The following is a 26425-nucleotide window of genomic DNA, read 5'->3' as shown; positions in this document are numbered from 1 at the left end:
CACCAAATATTTTCTTGCTCAACGGCACCGCAGTATAGTGATGAGAAAGAACACAGAAGGGGCATCTATGAGAAATCATCAATACCAGCACACATCTAATGGTGAAGACGGCCCTACTATACAACTCCTAGGAGATGACGCTCCGACGCAAAAACTTGTGTTGGATGAGACAGCCCAAGACTACAGAAAACCTGTCGACGGTAATTGGCATATTTCGGGTTCACCGTCTGCATCTGCTGATCATCAGATACCTTACCTTGAGGATAATAGCTACAGCTGGTGGTTGATGGTTCGTCGTACTATCGCAGTACTTTGTGCACTATGTTCTATCGTGCTAGGTGCTGCTGGCGGTGTTGGATATTGGGCAGAACAAAACATCATTTCAGAGCAAGGGTTTAGTTCTTTAGCGAGCCCATTAGGGCAAGACTCGTCCTTTCAAAAAGCGCTATCTGACGCTGTTGTTGCGGACATTATGAAAGACCAGACCGTTAAAAATTATCTTGGAGAAGGTCAAGAAGAAGGTTTTTTCGGGTCTATCAAAAATTGGTTGCGTGAACGCGTCAAAGAGAATATCCAAAAGGCTGCTCAGTCGGTGACTTCGCAAGAATCCTACCAACATATTTGGAACGATATTGTCACTCGTACCCACCGTTATAACGTGGGGGAAGAACATCAGAATATTGCTCTTGATATTGACCCCGTCTATGAGCAGGTCAACAGCCAACTAGTCCAATTCTTAGGCGATAAACTCAGTATTTTTCACCCCGGCGAGCATCTGATTGTTCTTGATAGCTCCCACTCACGAACCGCAGAATACCTCCACCAGATAAAACACTTTGCCCAGCAATGGAAACTATATTGCGGGCTTAGCGCCTTGTCGTTACTTGTAGGAGTTATCCTCTGGGGTAGGAACCGAAGCATCTACGCGGGGTGCATCTTTTTAACACTGAGCGCAATATCTTGGTGCTCAAGCATATTTTTAGGCACAAAACCTTTAGCGCAGGCAGATGAAGCAGTTTCTTCCGAAGTAGGTAAAATTTTTGTGCAAAGGTTCAGCAGTATCATAACTGACTCTGCTACGAACTATGTGAACTCGTTAACTATTCCTCTGATGGTCATCGGAATAGTACTAATTTTGCTGGGTGTGGCATTTTCCATAGTTTCGCTAGGTGCGAGAGAGCGCACAGCAGGTGTCAGAATATAGCGGAAACACGTAACATAGTATCTATGTCCACAACACAGGTTGATTCAACAGTTTCTCTCGGGTTGCCTCAAATGCCCCGTACCCGCCGAACTCGTGAAGAGATAGAGGCTGCAGCACCTATCAAAGGGGAGAAGAAAGTTCTTCTTGCTGCACCCCGCGGGTATTGCGCAGGCGTCGATCGCGCCGTCATCGCGGTCGAAAAAGCTCTCGACCATTACGGTGCCCCCGTCTATGTTCGTAAACAAATCGTACATAACCGTCACGTAGTGGAAACACTCGAAGAACAAGGCGCAATCTTCGTAGACGACGTGGACGAAGTACCCGAAGGTGCCGTCACCGTATTCTCCGCCCACGGTGTATCACCAGCAGTGGTTAACGCTGCCGCAGACCGTGAGTTGAACACCATCGACGCCACCTGCCCCCTCGTCAACAAAGTACACCGTGAAGCAATACGCTTTGCAAAACAAGACTACGATATTCTGCTCATCGGACATACCGGACACGAAGAAGTCGAAGGCACCGCCGGTGAAGCACCTGAACACATCCAGATTGTGAACTCACCCGACGAAGTCGATAAAGTAACTGTCCGAGACCCCAATAAAGTTGTGTGGCTATCACAAACAACACTATCGGTTGACGAAACGTTAGAGACCGTAGCACGTTTACGTGAGCGCTTCCCCTCCCTACAAGACCCACCATCCGACGACATTTGCTACGCAACCTCAAACCGTCAAGGCGCCATCAAAGAAATTGCACCCCAAGCCGACCTCGTTATTGTGGTTGGTAGTGCAAACTCGTCAAACTCCGTTCGGCTCAAAGAAGTAGCACTAGAATACGGTGCAAAAAAAGCTGAACGCGTTGATTTCGCGCATCAAGTAGACGAAAGCTGGTTTGAAGGTGTGGCAACCGTTGGACTAACTTCCGGCGCATCCGTCCCAGAAGTCCTCGTGCGAGAAGTCCTCGCCCTCTTACAAGACTATGGTTATCACAAAGTCGAAGAAGTCGAGACAGCTAAAGAAGACATTCTTTTCTCCTTGCCCAAAGAACTTCGTGCCGCACTAAAAAATGACGAGAACGCTGGGCGACAACTTGGCGGACGTGGAGCTAAACCTACCCGTTAAAACCTACCAACCCCATTAGCGGGATTTTCAAACCCCTCAGACGCTTTTAGCTATTCCACGAATCATAGTCAAAAGGCTCATCTGAGGGGTTTGTGCGTTGCGGGAAAACACGAGAAGAAGTATTCGGCGTCATATTGCGTGGGGTAGGGCGTTCAATCATCACAGCCGGCGAATCATCCTCATCCTCAGCAGAAGAAGCTTCCCACGAGGAGTCATGCCCTACAAATTCTGGTGCGCCAAGAGGCTTGGCAAAAGAATCTAAAGGGTCACTGCGCAGAGAAGATGAAATAGACGACGAATCTAAATCAGCAATTTTACGTGCTGTCACAAAAACGCGAGTCTCTAAAGAACCAACCAAAGAATTATACGATTCAACAGCCTTATTCAACGACCTGCCCATACCCTGTAGATGTGCGCTCGCGGTGCCAAGACGTTCATAAAGTTCTTGAGAGAGCGATAGAAGTTCTTTGGCATTGTCGGTCAGAGTTTCTTGACGCCACGAGAAAGAAATAGCTTTTAGACAAGATAACAACGATACGGGGGAGACCAGAGCAATGTTTTTTGCGTAAGCGTCATCTAATAGTGAACTATCTGCTTGTAACGCGGCAGATAGTGCAGACTCTAACGGGATGAAACAGAGCACAAGCTCAGGAGAAGACGAAAAACCTGTCCAATACTTTTTACGAGCAAGAGTGTCGATATGGGCACGAACTTCTTTGACGTGTTGAGCAAGAGCCTGCTGTGCAAGGTTCTCATCGTCACCGGCTTCTTGAGCTTTAAGATAAGCATTAAGCGGGGTCTTCGCATCTAAGATAATGATCTTTTCCCCAGGCAGATGGATCAACATATCAGGTCGGATGATGCGTTCTCGTTCATGAGAAGGTGTAATCGTTGCGCTCACTTGCTCTTGAAAAGAAACATGTCTAGTCATACCAGCGGCTTCAACAACTCGACGGAGCTGCGTCTCACCCCAAACGCCGCGTGCGCTAGATGAACGTAACGCACTAGATAGCCCCTGTGTGACGGTGCGTAGATTCTCTTGTACTTGGGCTGAGGCTTTGAGAGCTTCAGACACTGCACCGTATTGTTCTGAACGTTGTGACTCCATCGCTCGAACAGAACGTTCCATCGTGGCAAGTTGCACTTTGACCGGTGCTAGAGCTTGGAGGACATCAGCGTCTTCTCGTGAACGTTCTTGTAGCGCCTGAACTTGTTGAGTGAGGTATTGTTGCGTTTTTTCTGAGGCTGTGAGCTGGGCGTTAAGACGGGCATTATGCTCTCGCAACGATGAGATAGACCCTGATTTGAGGTATCCAAGATACCAGCCTAAGAAAAGTCCAAGGATAAAAACAAGGGTAAGAGCAAGAGGGAACGTCGCATCAGTCATAACTACTAGTCTAGTGTTTTTCTACCGACGTTAGCTATTGGTGATGGACGTTCCCGTGCTCTGTGTTTATGTGTAGTGTGTGGTAATCCACCCGCGTTCTTGCGCCATCTGCGAGGCTTGGTGCCGGTTAGCTGCCCCAAGTTTTGCAATAGCAGAAGACAGATGATTGCGGGTGGTACCTTCGCTGAGGTGAACTATTGCGGCAATAGCCTGAATCGAATCACCGCGATGAGCGACGCTGAGCACCTCTTGTTCGCGTGATGTCAACGGGTTATTGCCGACGATACAAGACTGCGCGGCAAGATGAGGGTCGATAACCTTTTCTCCAGCGTGCACGGCACGAATGTGCTGTGCCAATTTTTCAGCTGGAGTGTCTTTGACGATGAACCCGCGCGCATCATTCTCTAACGCCCTTTGTAAATATCCGGGGCGAGAGAACGTCGTAATGATGAGGGACTTTGTAGACCTATGGCCCTGCGCAAGTTTTTCGAGTACATCAAACCCGCTACTACGCGGCATCTCAAGGTCAAGTAGAAGAACATCAGGTTGCTCCTCTTCTACTAGAGTCAGCGCTTCAAAACCATCAGATGCCAACCCGACGACCGTCAAATCATCATGTAACTCTAGAAGTGTGCGCAGCGCTTCACGGATGAGCTGTTGATCGTCAGCAATAACAATTCGTATCATCACACTCTCCTTAGAACAGATACTGGGCAGTGCATCTAGTTTGATGCACCAGACATATCAACAAATACACGTGTACCAGGGCGCCGCGGACGATCGGTGGCATTGGTGATAGATACTACGCCACCGGATTCTGCTACACGCTCTTTGATACCCAGTATTCCATGACCATCGGTAGCCTTCGCAATACCGACTCCGTCATCAATAATTTCTAGGGTCTTTTCCGTGACACGAACTGTCACTGTAGAAGCCTTAGCATGACGCAAAATGTTGGTTGAGGCTTCTCTGAGCACCCACCCGAAGAGTATGTCATAACGCTGGTCTGCCGTAGATTTTTCCGGTAGCTGAAGTTGAATATCACAGTGAGAGAACAGCACTTTGAGATCTTCTAACTCTCCAGATAGCCCAGGGGTTTTAAGACGCGTGACCGTTGACCGTAATTGTGCTAGAGCGGTGCTGGTGAGCTCTTTAATATTCTCGAGTTCTTCACGGGCCTTTTGGGCGTCGCTATCGAGGAAGGCTGATACGAGTTGTGTTTTGAGATTAATAGTGGTGAGAGTCTGGCCTAACGAATCGTGTAAGTCTCGGGCAATACGAGATTGCTCTTTCTCAACGGTCAGTTGAGTTTTTCGTTCTTGATGCTTTGTTCCTACGACATCGGCAATCCCAGCACAATAGATAGCAAAAACACCAATCATCGGGCTAATTGCTACAGGCCAAGAATCAGGGGAAATCATGATGATGAGTCCAACAAAAAATACGCTAAGGACTAAGGAAACGCCCATGGCAACCGTTAACGGGGCCAAAAACATCCACAATGCAACGAAATAAGGGAAGGTCGTGAACATCTCAACACCAAATATCCACGCCAAGGCGCTAATAGGCAGAAAAAGTAAAAGCGAACCATAGATGAGGGGAACGATGGTGGCTGATGAACGCTTTGGATGTTTACCGATAACCACAAAATTGCCAAGATAGATTCCGGCAAAAATCAGGAGCAAACCCCACCCAATAATATGTTCAAAAGGAGTGGATGCTACATGAAAAAGGACGGCTATCGGAAAAGCTAGAAAAATGAGGCTAGGAAGAGGAGCTAAAATTTTTTGAGTAATTTTTTGTGTTTTCATGCAATTATCATCTCGTTTTAGTGTGTTGCTCAGCCAGTGTCATACCGCCGAAGTATTCCATGACAAATGTCAGGGTAGAGGCCTTACCCCCCCCGAACTTTCGGATCTCATGGCAGGCTATTGCTAGACTGGAAAAGATTTTACGCTCAACGTCTTACTCATAACTTTTTCTAAGGACAACTCCGTGCCCTACCTCTTTCTCTTTCTTGCCATTGGCGCCGAACTCATCGCAACCTCACTGCTCAAAACTACCGAAGGATTTACCCGCCTACTGCCCACATTAGGGTGCTTGAGCTTATACGGACTATCATTCTTTGGGCTATCACACGCGGTCAAAGATATCCCCGTAGGTGTTGCCTACGCAATGTGGAGCGGGCTAGGCACAGCTGCCATCGTTGGTATTGGTGCAGTGTTCCTCGGTGAGCCTCTGAGCGTCATCAAAGTTATTGGTGTTGGGCTCATTATTGCTGGTGTACTGATTCTTAACCTCTCAGGTGCTGCCAGCCACTAACAAGGAACGCTAAAGAGCGAGTAGACTTATGAGCAAGACTCCAACAATTTTTACAAGATAAAGGTATTAGTGTGGCTTTAACTATTGGCATCGTAGGTTTGCCCAACGTCGGCAAATCAACTCTTTTCAACGCGCTCACCAAGAACACTGTTCTTGCAGCGAACTACCCCTTTGCAACCATCGAACCAAATATCGGTGTTGTTAACCTTCCCGATCCCCGTCTAAACCGTCTAGCCGAAATTTTTGGTTCAGAACGTATCCTGCCCGCAACTGTATCCTTTGTGGACATTGCCGGTATTGTGCGTGGTGCATCTGAAGGCGAAGGCCTCGGTAACCAGTTCCTTGCAAATATTCGTGACGCACAGGCTATTGCACAAGTTGTGCGTGCCTTCGACGACCCCGACGTCATTCACGTAGACGGTAAAGTTGACCCAGCCTCCGATATGGAAACGATTAATACTGAGCTGATTCTTGCTGATTTGCAGACCCTCGAAAATGCGATTCCACGTCTGGAAAAAGCCGTCAAAATTAAAAAAGGCGACCCTGCCCAGCTCGAAGAATACCGTAAAGCTCAAAAAGTTCTTGAAGCGGGGGAGACCGTCATCTCTCAAGCGAAAACCGCAGGTATTGAACTGTCCTACCTCAAAGAACTCAACCTTTTGACCACTAAACCCTTTATCTACGTCTTTAACTCTGATGATGGTATCTTGCAATCAGCTGAGAAACAGCAAGAACTGCGTGACCTTGTTGCACCAGCTGAAGCAGTATTCTTGGACGCAAAACTTGAAGCTGACATGGTAGAGCTTGACGAAGAAGAAGCCCGCGAAATGCTCGAGATGAGCGGACAAGACGAATCTGGTCTCGACAAACTCGCTCGTGTCGGTTTCTCCACCCTTGGGTTACAAACGTACCTTACTGCTGGCCCGAAAGAAGCCCGCGCATGGACCATCAACCAAGGCGACACCGCACCACAGGCTGCTGGCGTCATTCACACTGACTTTGAACGCGGATTCATCAAAGCTGAAGTTGTATCTTTTGCTGACCTCGATGCAGCCGGCTCAATGCAAGAAGCCAAATCTCGTGGGCAAGTACGCATGGAAGGCAAAGAATACGTGATGCACGACGGCGACGTCGTGGAGTTCAGGTTTAACGTCTAAGCCTGCAACGCAGGTTGCATGGAGTGGTGACTTTTTTGTTACTGTTCAAGGACGGTACCGGTATGTGCTGGTACCGCCCTTTTCTTATTAATATGGGTGTGTGTGAGAGCTTATTCTGAGTAACATTTGAATTACTTTCTCAGGTATTTGCCTAGTTCTTTTGATACTTATCTGGAATGGGAGAGAGCCCGACTAGGCGAACGGTTATAACGGCTGTTGCATCGAGTTAGCTGTCATCCTTGCTAAAATTTTCGTGGGTAATGTAGTTTTATTTTATTTTTATTTTTAGGGGATTTAACGTGAAAGGCAACCAACAACAATTAGGACTTGACCTTCTCTTGCTCGAAGGTCGTGCTGATGGTCCTATTCACGTTCAAATACCTGATACCAAATACGATCTCTATTTATTGCACCGTACATCCCTTGAGGAATACCGTAACCATCAGAAAATGAACTTGTCTGGGATTTACTTTATTCTGGGCGATTTAGAAGCTGAAGAAGATAACCTCTACATCGGTCAAGCCGCGGTTCGACAGAATAACGGTGGATGTATAAAACGTGTACTAGAACATATAGGTAATAGAAAACATCTATTTTGTGAGCGAGTAGTACTCCTAGTTGCTCCGCCTGAGGACTTTGGAGCTACTGAACTCTGTCTGTTGGAAGATACTTTTATTACTTTGGCTAGGGAAGCTGGTCGTAGCCGATTGTCTAACAAGACCGGTGCGTATGCAGGGAAAGTGCGTGAACACCTGAAGAACCGGATGGGTGTAATTGTTTCTAATACACGTTTAATGCTTGCCACCATGGGGATTATGATTCTTGAACCTCCGATTCCTAGCTCTGAACAGATTGATATTACTCTTGGACAGGGAGACGATGCCAAGGTAGACTCCCACGGCCCAGCACGTAAAGTAAGCAGAGAATTCTATAGCCATAAGCGTCCGAGTCAACGTGCCACCTTAGTCCGCAGTGGGGACGAATGGGTGTTGAAAAAAGGTAGCTATATCGGTCGAGCTACAGGCAATCGTGCGGTGAAGCTTCGTAACCATTATTCCAATATGTTCTCTGATAACACTACGAGTGTAGATATCGCTTTCAAGTCACCCAACTTGGCTGGTGTATTTGTCGCTGGTAATAACACAAATGCCCGAGTCTTTTGGAAGGATGCCGATGGTCGGACTTTGGGGGAATACCAAGAGAATGGTGAAATATAACCCAAGGTTGGTCTATGTGCATTGACGGATAAGTTACGAGTCTAGTGACCGATAAGTTCACTACTAACGTGGCGTCCCTCAAGCTGTCCAAGAATATCAGGCTAATGGGCGTTCCCCGTTAGATTGGGTACTTGACCGATGTTCATGGTTAGTGTTTCGCACTATGCGTTTAGTGCTGGAGAATATTGGGGTGAAATCCTTTACTCTGTACGTACATCATCATGATGATGGCTGGAGCTGAGTTTACACATCGTGTAGGTGCAACCTTAGAATAGGTGTATTCTTAAGATTTTTCCTGTGTATTGAAAGCTTGAACACTGAAAATACCATAACTTATGTTAGTCTTACCTAAGTTTTGTAATCGTTAGTTGAGAAGAGCCTCAATGCTTTCTGTTTTAGACTTTTTAGTCCATGAAAACATGGTGATTTTAGCCTTTGCTGTGCTTGTTCCCCTTGTTGTCTTATTACGCCGTTCTATCCGCGCTCACGCTGTTCTGTATTACCTGGTAATTACAGTGTTCACGTTTATTGTTTCTGGTTTGTGGATTCATTGGTCACTAACCGATAGCTACCCCGTAGATGAGTGGTGGTGGCCTTTTATGAATCAGATGAAGCGTGGCTCGGTTGGCTTCGTGTTCTTCACTATCGTGATGTTCCAGGGTGTTATTAAGCCGTGGAATAAAGTTACGAGAGAGCTATACGCGATTCGTGGAGAAATTTCCATTTTTGCGTGTATTACGTCGTTCTGCCATCTTCTACTCTACGGTTTGAGCTGGATCATTGATCACGGCGATGCCGAAGTTCCGTATGACATTCTCTTCTGGACATCACTCCTCCTGCTTATTGTTGGTATTCCACTATTCATCACTTCTTTCAAGAAGATTCGTTTCTCCATGAAGGCTGCTAACTGGCAGAAGCTCCATAAGGCATCGTATTTCTTCTACTTCTTGTTGTACGCAAACGTTATTTTTGTGTTTATTCGACGATTCCTTGTGTTCTCTGACCGGTTGTATGAGCCGGAAAACTTGCCGTGGCTGATTGACACGTATGTTTCTCTTGTTATTTATAGTGCGCTGTTCGTGGCGTATACGGTGCTGCGTATTCGTACGGATAGGAATAAGCGTGAGCGCGCTCGTGTGCGTGAGCTTAAACGTAAAGCGCACGAAGAAGGTCGCTCTTTAGAGGCTATCGATTAATTCTGCGTTCTCATGAACCAAACCTTTATTATTGAGGGGGTGTGCAAAATTTTAGGATTTTGTACACCCCGTCTGCATCAATGAGGATAGAAGATTCTGTGGGATAATGGGGCGAACACAGATTAACGAATGACAGGAGACAGCCATGTCCACCGCACCCGCATGCCCAGAATGCACCGAAGAATATAGCTACGAGCAAGGCACCCTATGGGTCTGCCCCATGTGTGGGCACGAGTGGTCTGTCGAAGAAAACACCGAAGAGAGCGCCGAACAGACCGCTAAAATTCTTGACGCTGTTGGTAACGAACTTTCAGATGGCGATGCTGTCACTATTATCAAGGGGCTCAAAGTCAAAGGGGGAGCCGATATTAAAAGCGGTACGAAAGTCAAGAGCATCCGTCTTCTTGAAAGCCCCGTGAACGGTCACGATATCGAAGCAAAAGTTCCAGGTGCAGGGCAGATGTACCTCAAATCTCAGGTTGTCAAAAAATCAAACTAGAATTTTTCTAGAACTCCGATAAAGATGACGGTAGTAAAGTACCCCGCAATAAAAGGGTACTTTACTACCGTCATCTTTATATCTTCAGTGTTTAAGGAATACAGTTCTCCTGAAAGCGGCGGTAAAGGGCAACCCCTAGCCACGGTGTCAGAAGAGCTGTTATAAAAACGATTCCCATCGTATTAAACGTGCTTACTGTGGCATGAGCTTCAGCTTGTGGTGCAACAACAGCCTCGTTGAGAGCTTGTACCATAGAATAATCTACCGTCTGGGTAGTTACTTCAGCTGCCTGAGATGGCGCCAAAAATGTTGCGAACAATGTTAGGAAAAGAACAACAATCCCTAACGTCCTTTTCTGAGCATTCATCATATTCCCCTAAATATGGATGAGTATTCTTTTATATTCCCTAGCATCTAGAATAAAAGAAAAAATCCTCAAAATAAATACTTACTCCCAAATGAGATACGCAGAGTTACTTCTTGACGGTAGCTCATGAACGGTATAATGAGCGGTGCTAAGGAAGAATTTTATCGACAGAAAAACACTATGCTTGCTCAATTCATGACCATATTTATGGCGTTTTTTGCCATCATGAACCCATTATCAAACTTGCCGGTGTTTATCAGCCTGGTTCAAGGAGACGACACTAAAACACGTAATTCGGTAGCGGCCCGTTCACTACTTTTTGCTTTCTCTATTGTCGTGGTGTTTTCACTTTCTGGAAAACTCATCTTTGAAGAATTCGGTATCGGGTTGCCCGCTCTACGGATTGTTGGAGGCATACTCGTCTTTCTGATCGGCTACCATATGCTACAAGGGAACCATTCTTCTTTTGCTCACCCAAGCCAATCTGATCAGGAAGCGAGCAAAGAGCAGCTACTATCTGTTGCAATATCGCCCCTTGGTATGCCGCTACTTGCTGGACCTGGAACTATTGCTACTGCAATGAACTATTCTGCTCAAGGAAATTTATCTGATATCCCTATCACCTTGGCTGCTTTTGGCCTCTTGTGCGTGGTGACGTATCTTTGCTTCCGCTACGGTAGCGGTATCGTAAAATTTTTAGGTCAAAATGGCCTGAATATTATGACCCGTTTAATGGGTCTCCTACTAGGCGTTATCGGAATGCAGATGCTCATTGCTGGCATGCTTGGCGCTTTCCCAGGGCTTGCACACTAACCTTAAGACTTTCTTTTAACACACTTCTCTGGGGCGGTAACCTTCTTTACAAGGTTGCCGCCCCAGAGCCTTTGCCCCTATGACAGTTCAGCGCCTACCTCACCTTTAGGGCACTCGATGTGTCCACTCAGTCGTGCCGTACTTTTCATCAACAAGTTTTTGGGCTTGTTCACGTTCTTGGGCCGTGAGCTCACCCATTGTTGCCCCATAACGAGAAGCGAACACCGCTTTCATGGTCTGAATAATTTCTTCACGAGTAGCGCCTGTCTGCCGGCGTAGTGGGTCTACACGTTTCTTTGCCGAACGTACACCCTTATCAGAGATTTTTGCCTTACCAATACGCAAAACTTCAAGCATTTTATCGGCGTCGATATCGTAGCTCATCGTGACATGGTGAAGAACGATACCGTAGCTTCGTTTCTGGGCTGCTCCACCAATCTTTCCGGCATCAGAGGTGATGTCATTAATAGGCTGATACCAAGCATTCACACCGTGCTCCGCTAACGCCTGAAGCACCCACTGATCAAGAAACTCATACGACTCTTCATAAGAAAGACCTGCTACAAGAGATTCTGGCGCATAGATGGAATAGGTGATGCAGTTTCCACCTTCCATAAACATGGCACCGCCGCCGGTTGCACGGCGTACTACTTGCACTTGGTGCTCTTGAATACCCTCGGGGTATAGCTCATTCTGATACGACTGAAATGCGCCAATAACAGTGGCACAGTCATCCCAGTGCCAAAAACGTAGGGTTGGTTTGCGTCGCCCCTGTCGAATTTCTTCGACAAGGTACTCATCTAAAGCAACATTAAGCGGTGTCGGCAAAACACCTGGGTCAATCATTTCCCATTCAAAGTCAGAAAAAATCTTTGCTTCTGCTAAAGCTCGACGCACCGCAAAGGCAATGTCCTGACAGCTCACCCCATGCATCTGAGTCGTTGGGTGTGACTCAAGCGCTTTTTCAAGACGTCGAACAATATCTTCAACGCCTGCCCGTACAGGCATTCCTACAAGAGCAGGGGAGAGAGCAAGGAACGCTTCATCTGGTTCAACAAAGAAATCTCCTGATATTTGTGCTTCAGTTACTTCTGCACCGTCAGCGCAAAGGTCTGCAACAACAAGTTTTCCGCCGGGAACTTTATGTTCATAGTGATAAGTTTTGCTCATACTTCTAGCTTAGAGAGCTTTGACTCTCTTAGGTAGACCTAAGTTAATTTAAGACGTGCTCCTCTAGATAAGCTGTACAACTCTTATCGGTTTCTGGCAAGAAGAACAACATCCGTTAGAGGTACACCTCTTCAGAAAAATATGACGCTTTGAGAGATACTTTCGCCATTTTCCTTGCTGTTTCTCAGGCAAGTGATAAAGAATAGAGTCATGGCAGAAACAAAACTAAAAGGTAATACCGTCCACACCGTTGGTGAACTTCCCGCAGTTGGTGCACACGCGCCAGCATTCTCTGTTGTTGGTGCAGATCTTTCTGAGGTAACCAACGCAGACTTTGAAGGTAAGAACATCGTTCTGAATATTTTCCCTTCCGTTGATACTGGCGTATGCGCTCAGTCTGTACGCACATTCAACAAAGAAGTTGCGTCCTTAGAAAACACCGTTGTTGTGTGTGTTTCTAAGGACCTCCCTTTCGCACTAGGTCGCTTCTGCGGCGCTGAAGGTATCGAAAACGTTGTCACTGCTTCAGACTTCCGCTCCACCTTCGGGCAAGATTACGGTGTTCTTCTTGAAGACGGACCACTAGCTGGCTTACTCGCTCGTTCTGTTGTCGTATTAGACGCGCAGGGCGTGGTCTTGCACTCTCAGCTTGTGGAAGAAATCCACGACGAACCAAACTATGAAGCAGCGCTCGCTGTCCTCAAAGCATAAGAATAAATCACCTCGTTTTTAACACGTATGGGGTGGTTGTACAGATGCTCTGTACAACCACCCCATGGTGTTTAACCTCTTAGTTCTTGAACCTTTAGACGAAAACAATGTTTGCGAGCAAGACGCATACGACCGTTCCGCTGACGAGAGAAGCCACCATGTGTTGAGTGCTCAGATGCACCACGATTGTGACAACAGCACCTAAAAGATAGGGGATAACGTTCTCAGGAGAAGAATAATCAAGATGATAAAGCGCATAAATTGCTAAAAGAATCATTGCACCTGAGGGAATCCAACGGCTTAAGTTTTCAATCAGGGGAGAATCTTCTAACGCATTTTTAACGGCAAAAGGAACTGCTCGTAGAACAAAAGTGACGGCGCTGGCAACTGCTACAGCAAGAAGCATATATTCGACGTTAGGCATGATGTTGAGCCTTCTTCTCTGCAAATTCGAGAGCAAAATATCGCAAAATTAGTAAGAAAACATACAACAAAAGAGCAACTGTGAGCATGGACTGTGGGAAAAACACCATCGCAACCACCCCAGAGAATACTGCTAGCACGGCACAGATATTATCGTGTGTAGCCCGATAAGAATCTAACGCCAAAATAATAAAGAGCGCCGTCATCACAAAATCAACACCTTTAATGTGGGAGAGGAAACTCGCCCCGATAACAGCACCCATAGCGCTGCCTGCCGTCCAACACACATGAAGCATTGCTTGCATCCATAAAATGCTAGATGAACGTAGTTTTGTCGCATCTTTTCCTGCTGTCAGTGCAAAGATTTCGTCGGTGAGAGCATAGATAGAGTATGTTTTTGCAAGTTTTCCTTTGACCTGATGCAACGGAAAAGATAGACCATAGATAAGATGTCGTGCGTTGACGAGAAAAGTGTTGGCTGCAATAGAAAGTAGTGGTGCGTGCGAGGCAATCATTCCTACTAACAAGAATTCAACAGAACCTGCAAACACAAAGAAAGAAATAACGGGAGCAAGCCACCATGGAAGATGTAAAGAGGTGAGGAGGATTCCTAGCCCCATACCCATAAAGACAAAACCACCCCATATAACGCCGGTGAGCCTAAACGCTTCATGAAATCCGCTTTCGTGAGGGAATGTTTGCTGATACGTTCCATGGATTGGTGGGGCGTCATCCTTCGGTGTTTGAGATGGCGTTGTGCTATCGGACATATAGATATCTTAGAAAAGTTCTCACGAAACTGGAATAGAATACGACAAGCTAATGTTGTATTCGTTAGGACATTCTAAACTATATATCTTTCCCAGTGAGGGGATAAAAATGAGTGAACAAGAAAATACTAAAACTGATATTCCTACTCGTGAGATGGACCCAAACTATCGTAGTGTGCAGGTTGAACGCTTAGGGGTTTCTCACTACCGTGTAACTAATGCTCAGGGGTCGACTCTTGATTTCGGTCGAGGGGAGGGGCTACTTAGCCCCGTGGACTTGCTATTAGCTGCTATTGCCGGATGTGCGTCCATTGATGTTGATGTGGTGACTTCTCGACACACCGAACCAGAGGTTTTTAAAGTTACTCCTTCTGCCTTGCGTATTGAAGAAAACGGTGCGGTTCGTCTTGACGATGTTCAGGTAGCTTTTGACCTTGCTTTTCCCGAAGACCAAGGTGGCAAGAAAGCTGCTTCCTTGATTGAACGACTTTTACAGCTATCTCATGAGAAAGATTGCACGGTCTCTCGTACTGTTCAGCACGAGACTTCAGTGAAATTTCTGCGCACAGATACTCCATCATAAGTGGGGTTTCAATCTTTTAGGTGTTAGATGAAGAACCGGCAGTGTGTTACACACTGCCGGTTCTTTTTTGTGGTGTGTGAAAGCTTTTTTATGGTTTTCTATGGGTTTCGTGCTGAGGATTACGCAAATATACCCCTGTTTTTAAAGACCATAACTGGTAATCTGAAAAATAACTTAAGGTACATAAGATTTTCTTATGTACCTTTGATGTACATTTCCCCTCACAACGTTAAAGGCAAAACTATGTCCGAAACCAAACACGAGTTGCCCACCTCAGAAAAGCAACTCAAACGTGGCCTACAAAGCCGCCACATGCAAATGATCGCCATCGGCGGCGCTATCGGAACCGGACTATTCGTAGCCTCCGGCGAAACCATCGCCACCGCAGGCCCCGGCGGCGCTATCGTCGCCTACTCACTTATCGGACTCATGGTATTGCTCCTCATGCAATCTCTCGGCGAAATGTCCGCACACCTACCAGTACCAGGCTCTTTCCAAACCTACGCCGCACGCTTCGTCTCACCATCTTTCGGCTTCGCAATGGGATGGAACTACTGGTTCAACTGGGCCATCACCGTCGCAGCAGAACTCGTCGCAGCCGGTATCGTCATGAACTTCTGGCTACCAGGAGTACCAGGATGGGTCTGGGCAGCAACCTTCCTCATCCTACTAACCGCCCTTAACGCACTCTCCTCCCGAGCTTACGGAGAAGGGGAATTCTGGTTAGCAACCATCAAAGTCATTACCGTCATCGTCTTCCTCATTGCCGGCGTTGCCATGATTTTCGGAATTATCGGAGGGACCTCCCCAGGATTCCATAACTGGACAAACGGAGAAGCACCCTTCGTCGGCGGATGGCTCTCCATCATCTCCATCTTCATGGTCGCAGGATTCTCCTTCCAAGGCACCGAGATGGTTGGCGTCGCAGCAGGAGAAGCAGAGAACCCCAGCCGAGACGTCCCCAAAGCCATTAAATCTGTTTTTTGGCGTATCATGCTGTTCTACATCGGCGCGATTATCGTCATCGGATTCCTCATCTCCTACACCGACCCCAACCTCCTCCGCACTGACGCAACAGACATCGCATACTCACCATTCACCCTTGTCTTCGAACGTACCGGCATTGCCTTTGCAGCAGGACTCATGAACGCTGTAATCCTCACCGCTGTTCTCTCCGCCGGCAACTCAGGACTCTACGTCTCCTCACGCATGCTCTACGCACTTGCCATCGAGAAAAAAGCCCCTCAAATCTTCGCAAAGGTCAACAGCCGTGGTGTACCAATGCCCGCTCTGCTAGCCACCGCCGCCGTTGGAATCTTCGGATTCCTCACCGCTATTATCGGTGAAGGCTCCGCCTACACCTGGCTTATTAACATCTCAGGCCTCTCCGGATTCATTTGCTGGGTCGGTATTGCTATCAGCCACTACCGTTTCCGCCGTGCCTACATTGCACAGGGAAAAGACCTCTCCGACCTTCCCTACACCGCTCCGCTGTTCCCACTAGGTCCTATCGTCGCTTTCGTCATGTGCGTTATCGTTATCCTCGGACAAAACTACCAAGCAGTATTCAACGGACAGCTCCTTGAAGTAACCAGCGCATATATCGGTTTGCCAATCTTTATTGCCGTCTGGCTCATCCACAAAATGGTCACTAAATCTACCATGATTCCGCTAGAAGATGTCGACGTATCCGGCCTACGCGTAGACAAAAGAAAACACTAATACCCTCTAAAATAGAGAAAAGTCCTGGACAGCATTTGCTGACCAGGACTTTTCTATTATCTCAAACTAGCTCTCTGAAGATGCTGTTGTGATAGAACCCGTACGCGGGTGGAACTTCTCAATAAAAGACTTATAACCAGCTTCTGCAAGAGTAGAACCTGCACCGTCATAAAGATTCACCACAGTATCAGCCCCCAACTCTTTAAGCTCTTTAATCTCATCAGCATATTGAGACACCGCCACAAAAGCACAATGAGAGTGAGCCTCAATCGCATGACGCATCGCATCAACGTTCGTACCATGAACCGGCATCGCAAGAATCACAAGATGTACCTGTGGGTTATCCGTAACGCGCTCCCAAAACTTCTCATCGGTTGCATCAGCCTCAATCACGTTATAGCCCTGCTCTGCAAGGGCACTCACTCGAAGCTCCGATGTATCAACCCCAGCAACTGGCAATTGATAGTTCTGAACTAAATCATCGTAGGTCGCACGACCAATCTTGCCCATACCAAAAATAACAGCTTGAACATCACCCAACTCAACGGGGCGCTCTTCAGGATGGCGTCGATGAACAGGCACCGGCGGAACCAACGCCGCAAGACGAGACGGCAACGAAGAACCACGCATATTTAATATAGTTCCGAGAACAAAACTCAACGATACTGCTAACGAGAAAGTAATAGTCCAGGAAGAATCAAGCAAACCAGCACTAGTGCTCATCGCAATCACAATAATGCAGAACTCACTAAAATTAGTCAGCGTCAACGACGTCAACACCGAAGTACGAGGAGAAAGACCCGCCCACCGCAAAATTGCTGTATATGCCACGGTGTTGATAGGGAGCAAGAATAACAGCAAGAACGCAAATAATGACTGGCTCAACGACGGTACACCGGCAAGTCCGGTGGAGACAAAGAAACCAACAAGCATGAGCTCTTTCAACGAGAACAGAATACGTGAAAGCTCATTAGACTTCGGGTGAGAGGCAACCAGCATGCCCATCACAAGAGCACCTAAATCACCTTTGACACCAACCATGTCAAAAAGCCAATAACCTGGAACAAAAGCAAGAACAATGCCATACAGAACGAGCAACTCACCATGCCCCATCTGCGCAAGACCTTTTTTGAAAAGCCACGAAGCAGGAACTAAGAAAACTAGTCCTAAAGCCCACCACGTCGGTGAATGCTCACCAGAAACAGCCACAAATAATACTGCAAAAAGATCCTGAACAACGAGGATACCTAATGCCGTGCGCCCATATAAAGAACGCGTTTCAGAACGTTCTTCAAGAGTCTTTGCAACAAGGACTGTAGAGCTAAAAGAGAGCGCAAAACCTAAAATAGCTGCTTGCTCTAGAGGGATTACTTCATGAACACCTAACCCTAGAGCGGTCAGAAAAAGAATAAAAGATGCCCCACACCCCGTGGTAATGACAAGATGAACAGCGCTAGTGAGCCAAACTTCAGTTCTAAAAAGTAAACGAGGGTCTAGCTTCAAACCAATCGTGAAGAGCATGAGAGTCACACCCAGATCACCAAGTTTCGAGATGGCCTCTACTGGTTCGTACCCTAGAATGTTCAGAATAATTCCGCTCAATAAAAAACCGAGCATCGGGGGAAGTCTTAGGAATTTAGCTCCTACTCCACAAAGGACAGGAAGAACAAGGTAGGGAACAAAATCGCTCATGGGCGGCTCCTTATATTAGGGGTTAGAGCGCATATTGTATAGGTAACTTTCCATCCTTAACTGCGCTACGCAAACGTTGAAAATCTTGAGTACAAATTTGTGCATAGGCGTGGGCAAAACGCCCCATATGCACATCAAATATTTTATCGGCTTCACAATATACTGCGATGTCGTCAATATGACGTGACTGTGCATGCGCTCGCGCTAGAAGCGATGCACATACTTTTGCTGTCTGTTTAAGACCTTCAGCGTCTAGTGCAGAAATATTGATAGAACCTTTCATATCTCTGAACTGACGCACATAGTAGTCGGTGGTTGTTCCTTGTCGGGTTGGAACATCCGTAATCCACCCAAGGAATGCATCTGACTGTGATTGCATCACTCTTTGTCCGGCGACAACACGGAAACCGTTACCCATGGGGCGGTCAGGAAAACCTAGAGATTCCGAAGTCTGCTCAATTTTTCCGTAAGTGTGCAATACCGTATCTTGTGCTTCTTTCACTTGAATGAAGAGGGGATTGCCGAGCTGGTCTTGAAGAAGTGTAATGAAGCAACGTGTTCCAACAGAACCAACACCTACAACGCGAAGAACGTGGTCTTTCATACGGAAGTTTCTGAGCAGATAACGGATATCTGGGCGAGCAGAATAAAGGTACTGTTGCCATAACTCGCGCATGGCCTCAAGACTCATCTCATCGGTGTGTAAGGTGAGCGGTGGCTGATCAACAATACGGATATTGCCGTGGTCATCTGTGACAGTGAATTTATGAAGCGCTTGCTCTGAATTACGGTTACGTGCTTTGCGCTCAAATTTATTGAAGATTGGTTGGTATTCTTCTTTGATGAGTTCTTCAAGATTATCGGTGTTAACACGCTCATAGTATCGGTCTAATGCGCTTTGCTGATTCATCCGCAAAATGGTTCGTCGATAATATTTAGAGGTTTTTTCAGCGAGGGTTGTTGCTGTCTGCTCGTTTTCGCCGTTATCTATAGCGGCTAGATACACCGAGGTTGCTAGTCTTTTAAGATCCCATTCGAAGGGACCTCGACCGGCTTCATCAAAATCGTTGAGGTCAAAGAGCAAATTGCGTTCGGGAGAAGCGAAATACCCAAAATTTCCAATGTGTGCGTCTCCGCAGATGAGTGGGAAAACCCCCGAATTGGGTCGGGTTGCTAAATCTGCTGCCATAGGTCCTGCGGTGCCGCGATAATAGGCAAAAGGAGACTCCGACATACGCCCGATGCGTACAGGAACAAGCTCCGTTAAACGAGACTTATTCTGCTCCATAATAATGTCTAGGGGGTCAGTCTCTCTAACAGGTGGCGCCAATAACGCTTCAACATCGCTAGTAGAAATCATCTGAACACCTCTGGTCTGTTCTTTTAGCTCGGGATTATGGACAGCTCACGTATAAGTATAGTTGCCCTTTGCACATCTTGGGGTGGTGTCGTGTGCGTTTGCCGTGTAGTATCCGGCGCAGAACGGCAGAAAGCTATAACCACGAGCTTGAAGAAACTGTGAACATTTTTGAGCCAAGATACCCGCTAGAATAGGTGAGGCATAATTCTGAAAGAACGAGAGATGAGATGGCAAAGCTATATTTTCGCTACGGTGCAATGAACTCTGGAAAATCTACTGCACTATTGCAAGCTGCCTATAACTACGAAGAACGCGGGCAAAAGGTTCTCCTTGCTAAACCGCAAGTAGACACTAAAGGCGACCAGAAAATTCTCTCTCGTTTAGGAGTGAGCCGTGAAGCAGACTTTCTCATTGGTGTAGAAGAGAACGCACGAGAACTCTTTACACAAGCATGCGCAAAGACAATAAGTCATGGGCAGAAAATTCCTATCTCTTGCCTCTTAGTGGACGAAGCACAATTTCTGACCAGCGCACAGGTTGACGATTTAATGCGTATTGCTGTGCTCGATGACATTCCGGTGATGTGCTACGGAATCCGTACAGATTTTCAAACTAAAGCATTCTCCGGTTCAGCACGATTGTTAGAAATAGCTCATACCCTTGAAGAGCTTAAAACTATTTGTCGTTGCGGGCGTAAAGCACTCTTTAACGGGCGCACCGTTGACGGAAAATTTATTTTTTCGGGCTCTCAAGTGGCTATTGACGGGGTTCACGTCGGGTATGAATCCTTATGCGCAAAATGTTATTTAGAAGAATCTAACGACGTCTTATTACCAGAATAAAAAGAACAACCGTTGTTGCCCCACCCCGATGGTTAGGAGCAACAACGGTTGTTTTGGATACAACAAACCCCTACATGAGTTTTTCAAGAATCTGATTAAAGGTCGGAGACGGACGCATAACAGACTCCACCTGCGACGCTTGCGGACGATAGTACCCGCCTAAATGAACGGGGTTGCCTTGTACCCGTAGGAGTTCTTCAACAATGGTGTTCTCCTCCTTCTCTAGTTGCTGAGCAACAGGAGCAAAAACTTCTGCTAACTGAGTATCGTCTTGCTGTTGGGCAAGTTCTTGAGCCCAGAACAACGCCAGATAGAAGTGAGAACCACGATTATCAAGTTCTCCTACACGACGTGATGGAGACTTATTCTCGGTCAGGAACGTTCCTGTTGCACGATCTAAAGTATCCGCAAGGACCTGAGCTTGGGGATTATGAGTTGTTTTTGCTAGGTGTTCTAAAGATGCTGCCAACGCCAAGAACTCACCGAGAGAATCCCACCGTAGATGGTTCTCTTCTATGACCTGCTGAACATGCTTGGGAGCAGAACCACCGGCACCTGTCTCAAAGAGCCCACCGCCATTAATGAGTGGGACAATGGAGAGCATTTTTGCGCTGGTACCTAGCTCAAGGATAGGGAAGAGGTCCGTTAGATAGTCACGTAGAACGTTTCCTGTGACGGATATGGTGTCTTTCCCTTGACGAATACGATCCAGAGAAAATTGTGTTGCCTCTTGAGGAGACAGTATGTGAATCTCAAGACCTTCAGTATCGTGCTCTTTGAGATAGTGACGTACTTTTTGGGCTAGTGCACGGTCATGGGCGCGAGAATCGTCGAGCCAGAATACTGCGGGTGTCTGAGATTCACGGGCACGAGTAACTGCTAACTTGACCCAGTCTTGAACAGGGATGTCTTTGGTTTGGCATCCGCGCCAAATATCGCCAGCCTGAACATGGTGTTCCATGAGCGTTTCGCCCGCAGAATTGACGATACGCACAGTACCCTCTGACTCAATTTCAAAGGTTTTATCGTGAGAACCGTATTCTTCGGCTTTTTGCGCCATGAGCCCAACGTTAGGTACGGTTCCCATCGTGGTGGGGTCAAGCGCACCGTTTTTCGTGCAATCATCGATAACGACTTGATATACACCCGCGTAAGAAGAATCTGGTAGAACAGCAAGAGTGTCTTGCTCTTCTCCTCTAGCGTTCCACATATGACCAGAGGAGCGAATCATCGCAGGCATTGAAGCGTCAACAATAACGTCTGAAGGAACGTGAAGGTTGGTAATTCCTCGATCAGAATTGACCATCGCTAGGTCGGGGCCTTCAGCTAATCGGCGAGTAATCATGCGCATGATATCTTCGCGTGTTTGTTCAGATAACTGTTCGACACCGTCAAGAATAGCGCCTAAACCATTATTTCCGTTGAGCCCAAGACGTTTAAGTTCTTCTCCATACTTTTCAAAAAGTTCGGCGAAGAATGCTCGAACAACGTACCCAAAAATAATGGGGTCGGAGACTTTCATCATCGTAGCTTTAAGGTGGACGGAGAAGAGTACGTGATCTTTCTTTGCCTGTTCAATACTTTCTGCAAGGAACTTTTGAAGTGCTGCGACATCCATATACGTTCCATCGATAATTTCTCCTGCACGTACAGGAAGAGATTCTTTGAGAACAGTCACTTGACCTTCAGTATCGACGTGTTCGATACGCAGTGTGTCTTCTGCTTCCATAACGATAGACTGCTCATGGTCTCGGAAATCTCCAGCGCTCATTGTGGCAACTGAAGTTGCTGAATCTTGAGACCATGCTCCCATACGATGCGGATTTTTTCGTGCATAGTTTTTGACCGATAGTGGTGCGCGGCGGTCAGAGTTTCCTTCACGGAGAACAGGGTTTACTGCTGATCCTTTGACCTTGTCATACCGTGCTCGTATGTCGGCGTCTTCTGGGGTCTGTACTTCTTCGGGATAATCGGGAATATCGTATCCCTGAGATTGAAGCTCTTGGATAGCTGCTTTGAGCTGAGGCAATGATGCTGAGATATTAGGGAGCTTGATGATATTTGCTTCAGGGGTTTGTGCGAGTTCACCTAACTCGGTGAGCGCATCATCGACGCGCTGCTCTGGGGTGAGCCGTTCTGGGAATTGTGCAAGGATGCGTCCAGACAACGAGATGTCTCGCGTTTCGATGTTGATACCTGCTTGACGAGTATAGGCTTCAACAATGGGCTTGAAGGAGTAGGTCGCTAGAAGCGGTGCTTCGTCGGTGTGGGTGTAGATAATTTTGGACATGGGTTTCGTCTCCCGTGTGTGTTGTATACGGTTGTGCTGTATACAACAATACTCTAATGTGTCCTCTAGCACAGAGAACTAAGCGTGTATATGACTTTATCTCTTGAGAAAAAGTCATATCAGCTCCCCAATCGTTACGAGGTATGCTAAAACTTATGACTTTCCCTTCACCCATTTACGTGAGTGCCGTCATCTTGATGAACCAGAACGGCGAAGTGCTAACGGTTCGCAAAAACGGAACCACCGGTTTTATGCTCCCCGGAGGAAAACCTGAACCGGACGAGACTCCGGTACAAACTGCTCGCCGAGAAGTCTTTGAAGAACTAGGTATCAACTGCGCAGAAGAAGACCTCACATATTGTGGAACCTTTGAAGCTGAGGCTTTGAACGAACCTGGACGTACAGTAAGAGCAGAAGTTTTTCGATACCTGCCAATTATGTCGAGTGTCCCAGAGTCACCTTTCTTATTGAGAGCAGAAATTGTCCAAGCTCAGTGGGTGAACCCTGCAGACACGCACTTAGAACATCAAGCACCCCTAAATACCGCTCATATCTTTCCGGCTCTGGTTGCTCAAGAGCTACACTCTGCCATTGAAAAACCGTCTGAGTAAAGAAAGTGTTGGCATAATGTGGATGATAAACCAAGCTGGCGCACAATAAATCATCAGCATGTAGAGCACCCGAAAAAATGAGCCGACAACATCTGCCATCACCTGAGTATGCATCCACGCGGTTAACATAAAAATTCCTAGCGTCGTGCAACAAGACCACGCCATGCCCCACACGAACTCAGAGGTACTTGCTCGTCCTTCCCGCAGGCTAAAGAAACGATAAAACCGAGTGACTGCTTGTGCCGCAGAGCAATGAGTTAAAGGCTGTGCTGGGGTTTGTTGTTCGCTATGCTGTTCTTCTTCATATGCGTCGCCATCAAGTAAAAGCGCTTCAGGAGTATCTTGTTCTAGCGTTTGATGATGTATGAGGTGATGGTCTGTGCGGGAAGAATGATGTTTGCGCATATCGATAGTCTAGGGGATAGGGGCTTTGACGAGACCTTTGCCAAGGGAGGAAACCATGAAAATACTTGTAACATACTTCGGGGCATTCCCCGGAGTTCCTGTCAATCCCAGCGAACTAGTCGCACAGAATCTCCAACGACGCTACAAACACCGGTTCTGTGGTGAACAGATACAGTGCGTTATTCGTGAGTTACCGGTAAGCTTTGCGAGGAGCTCTCAGCAGCTGATACAAATACTCGATGAAGAGAATCCCGACATCATTATTAGTTTAGGGGTTGCTGTTGGTCGTTCTTGTATCAGTATCGAACACGTGGCTATTAACTATGATGAGGCTCGTATTCCCGATAATGACGGAGACCAACGCCGACATCAACATATTCGAGCTGAAAGCGATACCGCTTATTTCGCAAGACTTCCCGTACCTTCTCTGATTGCTAGAATGCAAGAACTGTCATTGCCTGTTGAAGTATCGTATAGCGCCGGCACATACGTGTGTAACCACGTGATGTACGAACTATTGCACCATTATGCCCATACCCCAGATATTTATGCTGGATTTATTCATATACCAGCATTGACAGAGATAAGCTTTCAAGAATTCAGCGCCTCAGCAGAAACTGGGGGAGTAGAAGGAACAAAGAGTATCCCGACCCTTGACGAGTCACTTGTGGTAGACACTCTTGAAACGATACTTAATGAGCTAGTGCAATATCAGAAACGCTAAAATTCATCAGCTGATTCAACGGAGCGAAGATCGTCGTCTCAGTAACTGAGCATATTAAATAGAGGGTGGGGTGAACACACCGCACGGTGTGTTCACCCCACCCTTTTGAGATGTATCTTGTACGTTACTTAGACCGTACGATTCTTGAGATAGAACTGAATGAGACCTTGAGTTGAAGAATCCTGTTGTGCAAGAACGTCGCTATCTCCACCAACAGCTGGAGCAAGTTGTAACGCAAGTTCTTTACCTAGCTCAACACCCCACTGGTCGAAGGAGTCAATACCCCATACAATGCCTTGAACAAAGGTGATGTGCTCATAGAGAGCGATGAGCTGTCCAAGGACAGAAGGGGTTAGGCGTGAAGCCATGATAGAGGTCGTCGGGCGGTTGCCTGTAAAGACGCGGGCAGGAACAATTTCTTCTGCCGTTCCTTCTGCGCGAACCTCTTCTGCCGTTTTACCAAATGCCAGCGCTTTAGTCTGTGCGAAGAAGTTTGCAAGGAACAGTTCGTGAACGTCTTGCTCACCGTCACGGGTTGGGTGAATGGGGTTTGCAAAAGCAATAAAATCTGCGGGGATAATTCGAGTGCCCTGGTGGATGAGCTGGTAGAAGGCGTGTTGCCCGTTAGTGCCTGGTTCTCCCCAGAAAACCTCGCCGGTGTTGTAGATAACTGGCTGGCCATCTGCTGTGACACCTTTACCGTTAGATTCCATGGTGAGCTGTTGTAGGTATGCAGGGAAACGGTGCAAGTACTGGTCATAGGGGAGTACTGCGTGGGTTTCTGCTCCCAAGAAGTTAACGTTCCAGATGTTGAGCAATCCCATAAGTGCAGGAACGTTCTGAGATAGTTCAGCGGTGCGGAAATGCTCATCAACAGCATGGAAACCGGCAAGAAATTCTTCAAAGACCTGCGGTCCAAGGACGATGGCAAGACACGTTCCAATAGCAGAATCTACGGAGTAACGTCCTCCCACCCAGCTCCAGAATCCAAAGGCATTTTCGGGATCGATGCCGAAGGCTTCCACCTTGTCGAGAGCGGTGGAAACTGCTACGAAGTGGCGTGCTACGGCTTCGCGGTTTTCTTTTCCATCTAGCGCTCCTGTTGCTGCCAGTTTTTCAAGTAACCATTCGCGACATACACGTGCGTTGGTGAGCGTCTCGAGTGTTCCAAAAGTTTTGGAAGCGACAATGAACAACGTGGTTTCAGGGTCGAGGTCGCGGACGGTCTCGGCGGCATCGGTGGGGTCAATGTTTGAGATGAAACGTGCTTCTAGCCCCTGTTGCGCATAAGACTTGAGGGCCTCATAGACCATGACGGGGCCAAGATCTGAACCCCCAATACCGATGTTGACGATAGTTTCAATGCGTTTTCCGGTGATGCCAACCCATTTTCCAGAGCGTACGCGCTCTGCGAAAGCATAAACTTTAGCGAGAACGTCGTGTACGTCTTGGTCAATGTTCTGTTCATCGACGATGAGTTCTGGTGTTGTTCCTTGTGGGCGACGTAGAGCGGTGTGTAATACGGCGCGGTCTTCGGTGATATTGATGTGCTCGCCTGCAAACATTGCGTCGCGGCGTCGCTCTAGCTGTACTTGCTGGGCTAGTTCTGTAAGCAGTTCGAGAGTCTGTTCGTTGATGAGGTTTTTGGAGAGGTCTACGTGAAGGTCTGCCACCGTGAAGCTGAGTTTCTCTGCTCGTTGTGGGTCTTGTTCAAACCATCCGCGGAGGTTAGGCGTGAGCTCTTGGCAGTGACGCGTGAGGGCTTCCCATGCTGCGGTTTGAGTGGGATTTACGATGTTATTAGTCATAATTCTTATTTTCCTCTCTTGTGGGTGCTCT

General features: G+C 47.2%; 26 protein-coding genes. 14 read left to right on the top strand and 12 right to left on the bottom strand.

All coding sequences use genetic code 11. The features are described 5' to 3' along the window. The first annotated feature begins 67 nt into the window (after positions 1-67). Both ACN08X_RS00595 and ACN08X_RS00590 read left to right on the top strand, forming a co-directional pair. Positions 68-1204, top strand: coding sequence for a hypothetical protein (locus tag ACN08X_RS00595; protein ID WP_419107618.1), 1137 nt, complete (start codon positions 68-70; stop codon positions 1202-1204). A 23-nt stretch (positions 1205-1227) separates the two neighbouring features. Next, positions 1228-2325 carry a 4-hydroxy-3-methylbut-2-enyl diphosphate reductase gene (locus ACN08X_RS00590; protein ID WP_419100791.1) on the top strand — a complete coding sequence of 366 codons (1098 nt, stop codon included), beginning with the start codon at positions 1228-1230 and terminating at the stop codon, positions 2323-2325. Positions 2326-2371: 46 nt separating this feature from the next. Here ACN08X_RS00590 and ACN08X_RS00585 read toward each other — a convergent pair whose 3' ends face one another. From ACN08X_RS00585 to ACN08X_RS00575, 3 genes are all read right to left on the bottom strand, one after another. Further along, complete coding sequence (locus ACN08X_RS00585; RefSeq protein ID WP_419105580.1) at positions 2372-3712, bottom strand: DNA recombination protein RmuC; 1341 nt, start codon at positions 3710-3712, stop codon at positions 2372-2374. Between the two features lie 66 nt (positions 3713-3778). Then, positions 3779-4399, bottom strand: coding sequence for a response regulator transcription factor (locus ACN08X_RS00580; RefSeq protein ID WP_419107774.1), 621 nt, complete (start codon positions 4397-4399; stop codon positions 3779-3781). A gap of 35 nt (positions 4400-4434) precedes the next feature. Continuing rightward, complete coding sequence (locus tag ACN08X_RS00575; RefSeq protein WP_419107617.1) at positions 4435-5523, bottom strand: sensor histidine kinase; 1089 nt, start codon at positions 5521-5523, stop codon at positions 4435-4437. 184 nt (positions 5524-5707) lie between these two features. Here ACN08X_RS00575 and ACN08X_RS00570 point away from each other — a divergent pair, with 184 nt between their 5' ends. From ACN08X_RS00570 to ACN08X_RS00550, 5 genes are all read left to right on the top strand, one after another. Further along, positions 5708-6034 carry a DMT family transporter gene (locus tag ACN08X_RS00570; protein WP_419100787.1) on the top strand — a complete coding sequence of 109 codons (327 nt, stop codon included), beginning with the start codon at positions 5708-5710 and terminating at the stop codon, positions 6032-6034. A gap of 71 nt (positions 6035-6105) precedes the next feature. Further along, positions 6106-7191 carry a redox-regulated ATPase YchF gene (gene ychF / locus ACN08X_RS00565; RefSeq protein WP_419100786.1) on the top strand — a complete coding sequence of 362 codons (1086 nt, stop codon included), beginning with the start codon at positions 6106-6108 and terminating at the stop codon, positions 7189-7191. Between the two features lie 299 nt (positions 7192-7490). Then, the gene (locus tag ACN08X_RS00560) at positions 7491-8408 is read left to right on the top strand and encodes a hypothetical protein (protein ID WP_419107616.1); all 918 of its coding nucleotides are present in this window, start codon (positions 7491-7493) and stop codon (positions 8406-8408) included. Positions 8409-8791: 383 nt separating this feature from the next. Continuing rightward, positions 8792-9604, top strand: coding sequence for a hypothetical protein (locus ACN08X_RS00555; protein WP_419107615.1), 813 nt, complete (start codon positions 8792-8794; stop codon positions 9602-9604). A 145-nt stretch (positions 9605-9749) separates the two neighbouring features. Continuing rightward, positions 9750-10103, top strand: a complete 354-nt coding sequence (locus tag ACN08X_RS00550; protein ID WP_419101620.1) for a zinc ribbon domain-containing protein YjdM — start codon at positions 9750-9752, stop codon at positions 10101-10103. A 91-nt stretch (positions 10104-10194) separates the two neighbouring features. Here ACN08X_RS00550 and ACN08X_RS00545 read toward each other — a convergent pair whose 3' ends face one another. Then, positions 10195-10470: a hypothetical protein gene (locus tag ACN08X_RS00545; RefSeq protein ID WP_419101619.1), complete on the bottom strand. Its 276-nt coding sequence runs from the start codon at positions 10468-10470 to the stop codon at positions 10195-10197. A 180-nt stretch (positions 10471-10650) separates the two neighbouring features. On the opposite strand from ACN08X_RS00545, the gene ACN08X_RS00540 reads away from it, so the two are divergent. Beyond that, on the top strand, positions 10651-11283 hold the full coding sequence (locus ACN08X_RS00540) for a MarC family protein (protein ID WP_419101618.1): 633 nt from the start codon (positions 10651-10653) through the stop codon (positions 11281-11283). A 105-nt stretch (positions 11284-11388) separates the two neighbouring features. On the opposite strand, the gene ACN08X_RS00535 is transcribed toward ACN08X_RS00540, so the two are convergent. Continuing rightward, positions 11389-12453 (bottom strand): lipoate--protein ligase family protein, encoded by a 1065-nt coding sequence (locus tag ACN08X_RS00535; protein WP_419107614.1) that lies wholly within the window; start codon positions 12451-12453, stop codon positions 11389-11391. 210 nt (positions 12454-12663) lie between these two features. Here ACN08X_RS00535 and tpx point away from each other — a divergent pair, with 210 nt between their 5' ends. Beyond that, positions 12664-13164, top strand: a complete 501-nt coding sequence (tpx, locus tag ACN08X_RS00530; RefSeq protein WP_419101616.1) for a thiol peroxidase — start codon at positions 12664-12666, stop codon at positions 13162-13164. Positions 13165-13258: 94 nt separating this feature from the next. On the opposite strand, the gene ACN08X_RS00525 is transcribed toward tpx, so the two are convergent. Beyond that, positions 13259-13588, bottom strand: a complete 330-nt coding sequence (locus ACN08X_RS00525) for an AzlD domain-containing protein (RefSeq protein ID WP_419101615.1) — start codon at positions 13586-13588, stop codon at positions 13259-13261. After that, positions 13581-14357 carry an AzlC family ABC transporter permease gene (locus tag ACN08X_RS00520; RefSeq protein WP_419101614.1) on the bottom strand — a complete coding sequence of 259 codons (777 nt, stop codon included), beginning with the start codon at positions 14355-14357 and terminating at the stop codon, positions 13581-13583. The genes ACN08X_RS00525 and ACN08X_RS00520 overlap by 8 nt, the downstream gene beginning before the upstream one ends. 109 nt (positions 14358-14466) lie before the next feature. Here ACN08X_RS00520 and ACN08X_RS00515 point away from each other — a divergent pair, with 109 nt between their 5' ends. Both ACN08X_RS00515 and ACN08X_RS00510 read left to right on the top strand, forming a co-directional pair. After that, complete coding sequence (locus tag ACN08X_RS00515; protein ID WP_419101613.1) at positions 14467-14940, top strand: OsmC family protein; 474 nt, start codon at positions 14467-14469, stop codon at positions 14938-14940. Positions 14941-15183: 243 nt separating this feature from the next. After that, positions 15184-16662, top strand: coding sequence for an amino acid permease (locus ACN08X_RS00510; protein WP_419101612.1), 1479 nt, complete (start codon positions 15184-15186; stop codon positions 16660-16662). A gap of 66 nt (positions 16663-16728) precedes the next feature. Here ACN08X_RS00510 and ACN08X_RS00505 read toward each other — a convergent pair whose 3' ends face one another. Beyond that, on the bottom strand, positions 16729-18354 hold the full coding sequence (locus ACN08X_RS00505; RefSeq protein ID WP_419101611.1) for a cation:proton antiporter: 1626 nt from the start codon (positions 18352-18354) through the stop codon (positions 16729-16731). 22 nt (positions 18355-18376) lie between these two features. After that, a complete protein-coding gene (locus ACN08X_RS00500) occupies positions 18377-19714 on the bottom strand; it encodes a DUF2252 domain-containing protein (RefSeq protein ID WP_419107613.1) in 1338 nt (445 codons plus the stop codon). A gap of 227 nt (positions 19715-19941) precedes the next feature. On the opposite strand from ACN08X_RS00500, the gene ACN08X_RS00495 reads away from it, so the two are divergent. Further along, positions 19942-20556 (top strand): thymidine kinase, encoded by a 615-nt coding sequence (locus tag ACN08X_RS00495; RefSeq protein ID WP_419107612.1) that lies wholly within the window; start codon positions 19942-19944, stop codon positions 20554-20556. Between the two features lie 70 nt (positions 20557-20626). On the opposite strand, the gene ACN08X_RS00490 is transcribed toward ACN08X_RS00495, so the two are convergent. Continuing rightward, entirely contained in the window at positions 20627-22846 is a 2220-nt protein-coding gene (locus tag ACN08X_RS00490) for an NADP-dependent isocitrate dehydrogenase (protein WP_419107611.1), read from the bottom strand. Between the two features lie 155 nt (positions 22847-23001). On the opposite strand from ACN08X_RS00490, the gene ACN08X_RS00485 reads away from it, so the two are divergent. Beyond that, complete coding sequence (locus ACN08X_RS00485) at positions 23002-23457, top strand: NUDIX hydrolase (protein WP_419107610.1); 456 nt, start codon at positions 23002-23004, stop codon at positions 23455-23457. Here ACN08X_RS00485 and ACN08X_RS00480 read toward each other — a convergent pair. Beyond that, the gene (locus ACN08X_RS00480; RefSeq protein WP_419107609.1) at positions 23425-23862 is read right to left on the bottom strand and encodes a hypothetical protein; all 438 of its coding nucleotides are present in this window, start codon (positions 23860-23862) and stop codon (positions 23425-23427) included. The genes ACN08X_RS00485 and ACN08X_RS00480 overlap by 33 nt on opposite strands. A gap of 55 nt (positions 23863-23917) precedes the next feature. Here ACN08X_RS00480 and ACN08X_RS00475 point away from each other — a divergent pair, with 55 nt between their 5' ends. Further along, a complete protein-coding gene (locus ACN08X_RS00475; protein ID WP_419107608.1) occupies positions 23918-24586 on the top strand; it encodes a pyroglutamyl-peptidase I in 669 nt (222 codons plus the stop codon). Positions 24587-24714: 128 nt separating this feature from the next. Here the strand turns inward: ACN08X_RS00475 and pgi are convergent, their stop codons facing one another. Continuing rightward, complete coding sequence (pgi, locus tag ACN08X_RS00470; RefSeq protein WP_419107607.1) at positions 24715-26394, bottom strand: glucose-6-phosphate isomerase; 1680 nt, start codon at positions 26392-26394, stop codon at positions 24715-24717. Between the last annotated feature and the right edge of the window lie 31 nt (positions 26395-26425).

Origin of the sequence: Rothia sp. P6271, assembly GCF_048512995.1 — a bacterium.
Taxonomy (GTDB): Bacteria; Actinomycetota; Actinomycetes; order Actinomycetales; family Micrococcaceae; genus Rothia.
This window is presented reverse-complemented; position numbering and strand designations above follow the sequence as displayed.

Coding starts and splice junctions, on each gene's coding strand:
- ACN08X_RS00595 (WP_419107618.1), top strand. CDS start 68: ATGAGAAATCATCAATACCAGCACACATCTAATGGTGAAGACGGCCCT.
- ACN08X_RS00590 (WP_419100791.1), top strand. CDS start 1,228: ATGTCCACAACACAGGTTGATTCAACAGTTTCTCTCGGGTTGCCTCAA.
- ACN08X_RS00585 (WP_419105580.1), bottom strand. CDS start 3,712: ATGACTGATGCGACGTTCCCTCTTGCTCTTACCCTTGTTTTTATCCTT.
- ACN08X_RS00580 (WP_419107774.1), bottom strand. CDS start 4,399: ATGATACGAATTGTTATTGCTGACGATCAACAGCTCATCCGTGAAGCG.
- ACN08X_RS00575 (WP_419107617.1), bottom strand. CDS start 5,523: ATGAAAACACAAAAAATTACTCAAAAAATTTTAGCTCCTCTTCCTAGC.
- ACN08X_RS00555 (WP_419107615.1), top strand. CDS start 8,792: ATGCTTTCTGTTTTAGACTTTTTAGTCCATGAAAACATGGTGATTTTA.
- ACN08X_RS00550 (WP_419101620.1), top strand. CDS start 9,750: ATGTCCACCGCACCCGCATGCCCAGAATGCACCGAAGAATATAGCTAC.
- ACN08X_RS00545 (WP_419101619.1), bottom strand. CDS start 10,470: ATGAATGCTCAGAAAAGGACGTTAGGGATTGTTGTTCTTTTCCTAACA.
- ACN08X_RS00540 (WP_419101618.1), top strand. CDS start 10,651: ATGCTTGCTCAATTCATGACCATATTTATGGCGTTTTTTGCCATCATG.
- ACN08X_RS00535 (WP_419107614.1), bottom strand. CDS start 12,453: ATGAGCAAAACTTATCACTATGAACATAAAGTTCCCGGCGGAAAACTT.
- tpx (WP_419101616.1), top strand. CDS start 12,664: ATGGCAGAAACAAAACTAAAAGGTAATACCGTCCACACCGTTGGTGAA.
- ACN08X_RS00525 (WP_419101615.1), bottom strand. CDS start 13,588: ATGCCTAACGTCGAATATATGCTTCTTGCTGTAGCAGTTGCCAGCGCC.
- ACN08X_RS00520 (WP_419101614.1), bottom strand. CDS start 14,357: ATGTCCGATAGCACAACGCCATCTCAAACACCGAAGGATGACGCCCCA.
- ACN08X_RS00515 (WP_419101613.1), top strand. CDS start 14,467: ATGAGTGAACAAGAAAATACTAAAACTGATATTCCTACTCGTGAGATG.
- ACN08X_RS00510 (WP_419101612.1), top strand. CDS start 15,184: ATGTCCGAAACCAAACACGAGTTGCCCACCTCAGAAAAGCAACTCAAA.
- ACN08X_RS00505 (WP_419101611.1), bottom strand. CDS start 18,354: ATGAGCGATTTTGTTCCCTACCTTGTTCTTCCTGTCCTTTGTGGAGTA.
- ACN08X_RS00500 (WP_419107613.1), bottom strand. CDS start 19,714: ATGATTTCTACTAGCGATGTTGAAGCGTTATTGGCGCCACCTGTTAGA.
- ACN08X_RS00495 (WP_419107612.1), top strand. CDS start 19,942: ATGGCAAAGCTATATTTTCGCTACGGTGCAATGAACTCTGGAAAATCT.
- ACN08X_RS00490 (WP_419107611.1), bottom strand. CDS start 22,846: ATGTCCAAAATTATCTACACCCACACCGACGAAGCACCGCTTCTAGCG.
- ACN08X_RS00485 (WP_419107610.1), top strand. CDS start 23,002: ATGACTTTCCCTTCACCCATTTACGTGAGTGCCGTCATCTTGATGAAC.
- ACN08X_RS00480 (WP_419107609.1), bottom strand. CDS start 23,862: ATGCGCAAACATCATTCTTCCCGCACAGACCATCACCTCATACATCAT.
- ACN08X_RS00475 (WP_419107608.1), top strand. CDS start 23,918: ATGAAAATACTTGTAACATACTTCGGGGCATTCCCCGGAGTTCCTGTC.
- pgi (WP_419107607.1), bottom strand. CDS start 26,394: ATGACTAATAACATCGTAAATCCCACTCAAACCGCAGCATGGGAAGCC.